Origin of the sequence: Micromonospora echinofusca, assembly GCF_017614955.1 — a bacterium.
Taxonomy (GTDB): Bacteria; Actinomycetota; Actinomycetes; order Mycobacteriales; family Micromonosporaceae; genus Micromonospora; species Micromonospora echinofusca_A.
Genome location: NZ_WVUH01000376.1, coordinates 1 through 6,417, shown reverse-complemented (window position 1 = coordinate 6,417; position 6,417 = coordinate 1). Strand labels below are relative to the sequence as shown.

Here is a 6,417-nt window from a genome sequence, read left to right as displayed (position 1 = left end):
AAAGTGTTGCCAAAGGAATCCACAAACCAACCACACCAAACGATGCGGCCAGTCCGGGGTATCAAACAAAATTTGGCACTGGCTTATCAAGCACCCTGTTGAGTTCTCAAAGAACAACCACACACCATCAGCAGAACCCCCACCAGGAGGCCCCCATCCGGGGCGTTTCGCTCCACATCCCCGCCGCTCCCGCGCCGGGCACTTTTACTACCTTACCCTACCGTTCCCGCCGTGTCAAACCATTTGTTGTGGCCCATGACACTTTGTTCCGGTTTGGCACACCGCGATCCACCAGTCATCGACTGGCTTCTTCTCGGTGGGTTCGGCAGGCCGGCCGTTGCGGTCATGCCGCACGCTCGCCCGGTGCCCTGCCAGCCGGCAACCTTACCCGGTTGGTTCCGCGTCACCAAATCGGGGGGCTCACCCGCCCGATCCGGCCGCACCACCCGGCCCTGCACGTCGGAACAACCGACGCGATTCGGATTGCCGCCTGCGGTTCCGGCCTCTGGGCTCTGCCCGTTTCGTCCGTTCCCCGCTGGCAGAGAGAAAGTTACGCGTCCGACGGATAGATCGTCAAATCCGTCGGACGCGTCCCGGGTCACACCATTTACCGACAGCTATTTTGCCAGCTCAACCCCGGCAAACGACCGCTTTCCGCGGCGCAGCACCAGGAACCGACCATGGAGCAGGTCACTTTCGGTGACCGTCGCATCCTGTTCGGTGATCCGTTCGTTGTTCACGTACGCGCCACCCTCGGCGATGACCCGGCGGGCCTCCTTCAGGCTGGACACCAGACCGGAGTCGCGGAGCAGCCCGGCCACGTCCGGCCACTCACCGGCGACCTGCACCAGACCGGCCTCGCTCAGCGCGGCACGGAGCGTCTCCGGGGAGAGTTCGTCCAGCGAACCCCGGCCGAACAGCGCCTGACTGGCCGCCACCGCCTGCGCGGTCTCCGGGGCACCGTGCACCAGCGTGGTCAACTCCTCCGCCAGGGCCCGCTGGGCGAGCCGGGCCGCCGGCCGCTCGGCGGTGGCCTTCTCCAGCTCCTCGATCTCCTCCGCGGGACGGAAGCTGAAGTAGCGCAGGTAGTTGTTGACGTCCCGGTCGTCCGCGTTGACCCAGAACTGGTAGAACGCGTACGGACTGGTCATCGCCGGGTCGAGCCAGACCGCGCCCCCCTCGCTCTTGCCGAACTTCGTCCCGTCGGACTTGGTCACCAACGGGGTGGTGAAGGCGTGCACCGGGCCCGCCCCGCGACGGCGTACGTAGTCCACCCCGGCGGTGATGTTGCCCCACTGGTCGGAACCGCCGAACTGGAGCTGGCAGCCGTGCCGGCGGTGCAGCTCGAAGAAGTCGTTGGCCTGGAGCAGCTGGTAGCTGAACTCGGTGAAGCTGATGCCGCTCTCCAGCCGCGCCCGAACCACCTCCCGGGCCAGCATCCGGTTGATCGGGAAGTGCTTGCCGACGTCCCGGAGGAACTCGACCACCGACATCTGCGCGGTCCAGTCCAGGTTGTTGACCAGGTGCGCCGCGTTGTCCCCGGTGTACGACACGAAGGGCGAGAGCTGGTCACGGATCCGCTGCACCCAGCCTGCGACCACCTCCGGCGGGTTCAGGGTCCGCTCGGCGCTCTCCTTCGGGTCACCGATCTGGCCGGTCGCCCCGCCGACCAGCAGCAACGGCCGGTGACCGGCGAGTTGCAGCCGGCGGGCCGTGGTGACCTGCATGAGGTGGCCGACGTGCAGGCTCGGCGCGGTCGGGTCGAAGCCGACGTAGAACGTCGCCGGCGGGCCGTCCAGAAGTGTGCGTAACTCGTCCTGGTCCGTCGAGTCGTGGATCAGGCCCCGCCAGCGCAGGTCGTCGATCAGGGAGGCCCGGCCGGCCGGTCCGGCGGCGGGCAGGCTGCTATCGGTCACGCTGGGGATTCTCCCCCATCCGGTCCGCGCGCTCGTACCGGGTTTGCCGGCGACGACGGGTCCGGTGGCCCGGGTACTAGGCTGGCGCACCGCTGATCCGCGACGGCGAGGAGGAACACGTGTCGGTGCCGGAGATGACAGGTGGCTTCGTGGCCCTGCTGGGCCTGGAACTGGTGGAGACCACCGCCGACCGGGTGGTGATCCGGTGGCGTGTCCGGCCCGAGCTGCACCAGCCGTACGGGATCCAGCACGGCGGGGTGTACTGCGCGGTGGTCGAGACCGCGGCGAGCATCGGCGCGGGTTTCTGGTGGGGTGACCGGGGCACCGTGGTCGGCGTGGCCAACCAGACCGACTTCCTGCGCGCGGTCCGCGACGGGGAGCTCACCGCCACCGGTACCCCGGTGCACCGGGGCCGCAGCCAGCAGCTGTGGCAGGTGGAGATCGTCGACGACGCGGCGCGGCTGGTGGCCCGGGGCCAGGTCCGGTTGCAGAACCTCGTCACCCCCTGAGGGTTCCGGCCGGTCAGCGTGCGGCGCTGTCGAGCGCCGGCTCGTCGTCCGCCGGCTCGGCGACCCGGTGCAGCCGTACCGCGCTGATCGCGTGGTGTTCGACACCGGCCACGTCCAGTCGCCAGCCGTCGAGGGTGACGCTCTCCCCGGTACCGGTGGGGATGTGCCCCAGGCAGGCCAGCAGCAGGCCGGCGATGGTGGTGTAGTCCCCGACCGGCCGGCCCGGCAGCTCGGCGCCGATGTCCGGCAGGTCGTGCACGGGGAACGTGCCGGGCAGCAGCAGCGACCCGTCCGCCTCGGTACGCACCCCGCGCACGTCCCGGTCGGTCTCGTCGTAGATCTCCCCGACGATCTCCTCCAGGATGTCCTCCAGGGTGACGATGCCGTCCACCGCGCCCCGCTCGTCGAGGACCAACGCGATGTGCTGGCGTTCGGCCTTGAACTGGCGCAGCGCGTCCACCACCGGCAGGGAGTCGGGCAGCAGCAGCGGCGGGCGGGCGCACTCGTCGATCGGGCGGTCGTCCGGTACGCCCACCAGGTCGCGCAGGTGGATCACGCCGACCGTGTCGTCCAGGCCGCCGTGCCGGACCACCGGGGCCCGGGAGTGCCCGGAGGCGGCCAGCACCAGCCGGGCCGCCTCGGCGGTGGTGCCGCTGTCCAGGGTGAAGACCTGCAACCGGGGGACGAGGACCGCCCGCAGCTGCCGCTCGGCGATCTCCACGGCCCCGGCGATGATGGTCTGCTGCTCCTTGGTGAAACCCCGGTGCCCGGCGACGATGTCGCGTAGCTCGTCCGGACTGATCTCGTCGCGCTGGGGTTTCGGGTCCACCCCGGCGAGGCGTACCGCCAGGTCGCTGGTGACGCTCAGCGCCCAGACCGCCGGGCGGGAGAAGGAGGCGAGCAGGTCCAGCGGTCGGGCCACCAGCAGGGCCCACCGTTCGGCGCGCTGCATGGCGATCCGTTTCGGGGCCAGCTCACCGAAGACCAGCGTGACGAAGGTCAACGCCAGGGTGACCACGACGATGGCCGCCGGTTCGGCCGCGCCGCCGAGGAAACCGAGCAGGGGTACCAGGGGCCTGGCCAGGGAGACCGCCGCCGCGGCGGAGGCCAGGAAGCCGGCCAGCGTGATGCCGATCTGGATGGTGGCCAGGAAGCGGTTCGGGTCCTTGGTGAGCCGGGCCAGCACCCGGCCGGACCGGCTGCTCCGTTCCAGCCGCTGCAACTGGCTCTCCCGCAGGGAGACCAGGGCCATCTCGCTGCCGGCGAAGACGGCGTTGAGGATGACGAGCACCCCGACCAGTGCCAACTGGGTCCAAACGCTCTGCACGCGCGGCTCTCCCTCGGTCTGCGACACTCCGCGCCCGGTACGGGCTCCGGCCGGGTACGGCTGCCATTGCCCCACCGCGGCCCGGGTGAATCCTCCTTCGCCGCCGGTCGCTCACGTCGGGCCGCCCGGCGTGGCGGGCACCGCCGCTCAGACCCGGTCGGTGGCCTCCCGCAACGGCAGGTCCAGCACGTACGAGTCGCCCTCGGGGCGGAACCCGAGCCGGCTGTAGTAGGGGGCGACCATGCCGGGTGGGCTGACCACCCGACGGAATCCCCGGTCGGTGAAGAGGTGACTGCGCCGGTAGACGAACTCACCCGGAGTGAAATCTCGGAAGCGTTGCGTCACGTAGTCCAGGTCGATCTGGGCGGTGGCGTTCGCCTCGGCGTGCGCGAGGACCACCCCGACGACCTCGTCGGCGCGGACCACCAGGAAGGCCGACCGGTCGGCCGGGCCGCCGCCCCAGGCGAACCGGGGATTGAAGCGCTCGATGTCGGCGGCGTGTACCCGCAGCGTGTGGGCGAGGAAACCGTCGTCGGTGCCCACCTCGACGACCTGGTACGTCGTCTCGTCGTGCCGGGTGGCGAGCATGCCGCGCAGGTACCAGACGTTGATCACCGCGAGCACCACGTTGAGCCCGACCATCGGCCAGACCGCCAGGGCGGCGTTGTAGCCGATCAGCACGAGGCAGCCGAGCAGGTTGAGGGCCCGCAACCGGAGGATGCGCGCCTGCAACAGGGACCAGACCAGCAGTGCTGACCCGGCCCAACCGATGATGTCCAGCCAGTTCACCGGTCGAGGGTAGCCGCCGGGGCGGGATCCGGCCCGTCTGGTGCCGGCGCAGGTCAGGCCGGCAGGGTCAGGACGTACTCCTCGACCTCGGTGCCGCGTGCCTCGGCGTACGCCCGGTCCTCGCCGCAGACCACGAAGCCGCACTTGCGCAGCACGGAGAGTGAGCCGAGATTGTCCTTGGCCGCGCGGGCGTGCAGCGGGCGGACGGTGACCTCGCGCAGCAGGGCGGTCAGCGCGGCGGTGGCGTGCCCCCGCCCCCAGTGCGGGCGGTCGATCCAGTAGCTGACCTCGACCGTGTCGTCGACCGGGAAGCTGAGCACGTTGCCGACCACCGTGCCGTCGACCACCACCGCCCAGGCCCGGTTCCGCGGGTCGGCGAGCACCCGGTCCCAGTGCCGGTCGAAGGCCACCCGGTCGGCCGGGTCGGGGGCGGTGAACGCCGCCATCCGGTTGGCCTCCGGGTCGAGCTGCATCCGGAAGAACACCGCCAGGTCGTCGGGTCGGACCGGCCGGATGGAGAGGTCACTCTGCACGGGCGTTCACGGTACGCGGCGCGGTGGCGGTACGGGGACCCGGGACCTGTGGCCCCTCCCCCGTGGTCCGGCGGCCCTGCCGGCGGATCGGGCGGCGTTGATACCAAGAGGGTGCGGACGGCACCGGAGCCGCCGGACCCCCGGTGGTGGCACGCCCGGTCGGACAGAGCGGAGGCGGCGAGGATGACCAGGTACGTGTACGACTTCATCGAGGGTGACCGGACCCGGGTCGACCTGCTCGGCGGCAAGGGGGCGAACCTGGCCGAGATGACCCGGCTGGGCCTGCCGGTGCCGCCGGGGTTCACCGTCACCACCGACGCCTGCCGGGTCTACCTGGCCACCGGTTCCCCGCCGGCCGGGCTCTTCGACGAGATCGCCGAGCACCTGCGGGAGGTGGAGGCCCGGTTGGACCGGCGGCTCGGCGACCCGCACGACCCGCTGCTGCTGGCGGTGCGCTCCGGCGGCCGGTACTCGATGCCGGGGATGATGGAGACGATCCTGGACATCGGGCTCAACGACACGAGCGTACGCGGGCTGGCCGCGCGCAGCGGCAACGAGCGGTTCGCGTGGGACTCGTACCGGCGGTTGATCCAGATGTTCGGTCGCACCGTGTACGGGGTGCCGGGGGCCGAGTTCGACCGGGAACTGGACGTGGTCCGGGAGGCCGCCGGGGTGGCCGACGCGGCGGAGTTGACCGCCGGGCAGCTGCGGGACGTGGTCGCGGCGTACCAGAAGGTCTTCCTCGCCCACAGCGGCCGGGAGTTCCCGCAGGCCCCGCACGAGCAGCTCTTCCTGGCCGTCACCGCCGTGCTGGCGTCGTGGAACACCGAGCGGGCGGTGCTGTACCGCCGGCGGGAGCGGATCCCGCACGACCTCGGTACGGCGGTGAACGTGATGGCGATGGTCTTCGGCAACCTCGGCCCGGACTCGGGTACCGGGGTGGCGTTCACCCGGGACCCGGCGACCGGGGCGCCCGGGGTGTACGGCGACTACCTGGCCGACGCGCAGGGCGAGGACGTGGTGGCCGGGGTCCGCAACACCGTCCCGCTGGCCGAGCTGGACCGGATCGACCCGGCGAGTTTCCGGCAGCTGCGTACCGTGCTGACCAGGTTGGAACGGCACTGGCGAGACCTGTGCGACGTCGAGTTCACCATCGAGCGGGGCCGGTTGTGGATCCTGCAGACCCGGGTGGGCAAGCGGACCGCCGAGGCCGCCTTCGTGATCGCCGCGCAGCTCGTCGACGAGGGGCTGATCTCGCCGGACGAGGCCCTGGTCCGGGTGGGTGGTGACCAGCTCGCCCAGCTGATGTTCCCGCGTTTCGACCCGGCCGGGCGGGGTGAGCC

Annotated in this window: 6 protein-coding genes; 2 read left to right on the top strand and 4 right to left on the bottom strand. The window is 71.0% G+C overall.

From position 1 onward, the window contains the following. Window positions 1-617: 617 nt before the first annotated feature. Window positions 618-1,916, bottom strand: a complete 1,299-nt coding sequence (gene tyrS, locus GSF22_RS28815; RefSeq protein ID WP_208816985.1) for a tyrosine--tRNA ligase — start codon at window positions 1,914-1,916, stop codon at window positions 618-620. A gap of 134 nt (window positions 1,917-2,050) precedes the next feature. Between tyrS and GSF22_RS28810 the strand changes: the two genes are divergently transcribed. Then, window positions 2,051-2,425: a PaaI family thioesterase gene (locus tag GSF22_RS28810; protein WP_208816986.1), complete on the top strand. Its 375-nt coding sequence runs from the start codon at window positions 2,051-2,053 to the stop codon at window positions 2,423-2,425. Window positions 2,426-2,438: 13 nt separating this feature from the next. On the opposite strand, the gene GSF22_RS28805 is transcribed toward GSF22_RS28810, so the two are convergent. From GSF22_RS28805 to GSF22_RS28795, 3 genes are all read right to left on the bottom strand, one after another. Beyond that, window positions 2,439-3,752 carry a hemolysin family protein gene (locus GSF22_RS28805; RefSeq protein WP_208816982.1) on the bottom strand — a complete coding sequence of 438 codons (1,314 nt, stop codon included), beginning with the start codon at window positions 3,750-3,752 and terminating at the stop codon, window positions 2,439-2,441. A gap of 147 nt (window positions 3,753-3,899) precedes the next feature. Beyond that, window positions 3,900-4,541, bottom strand: a complete 642-nt coding sequence (locus GSF22_RS28800; protein ID WP_208816980.1) for a hypothetical protein — start codon at window positions 4,539-4,541, stop codon at window positions 3,900-3,902. Between the two features lie 53 nt (window positions 4,542-4,594). Next, complete coding sequence (locus GSF22_RS28795) at window positions 4,595-5,074, bottom strand: GNAT family N-acetyltransferase (RefSeq protein WP_208816978.1); 480 nt, start codon at window positions 5,072-5,074, stop codon at window positions 4,595-4,597. 183 nt (window positions 5,075-5,257) lie between these two features. Between GSF22_RS28795 and GSF22_RS28790 the strand changes: the two genes are divergently transcribed. Further along, the coding region (locus tag GSF22_RS28790; protein WP_280116993.1) for a PEP/pyruvate-binding domain-containing protein at window positions 5,258-6,417 on the top strand (1,160 nt) is incomplete at its 3' end.

Coding starts and splice junctions, on each gene's coding strand:
- GSF22_RS28810 (WP_208816986.1), top strand. CDS start 2,051: ATGACAGGTGGCTTCGTGGCCCTGCTGGGCCTGGAACTGGTGGAGACC.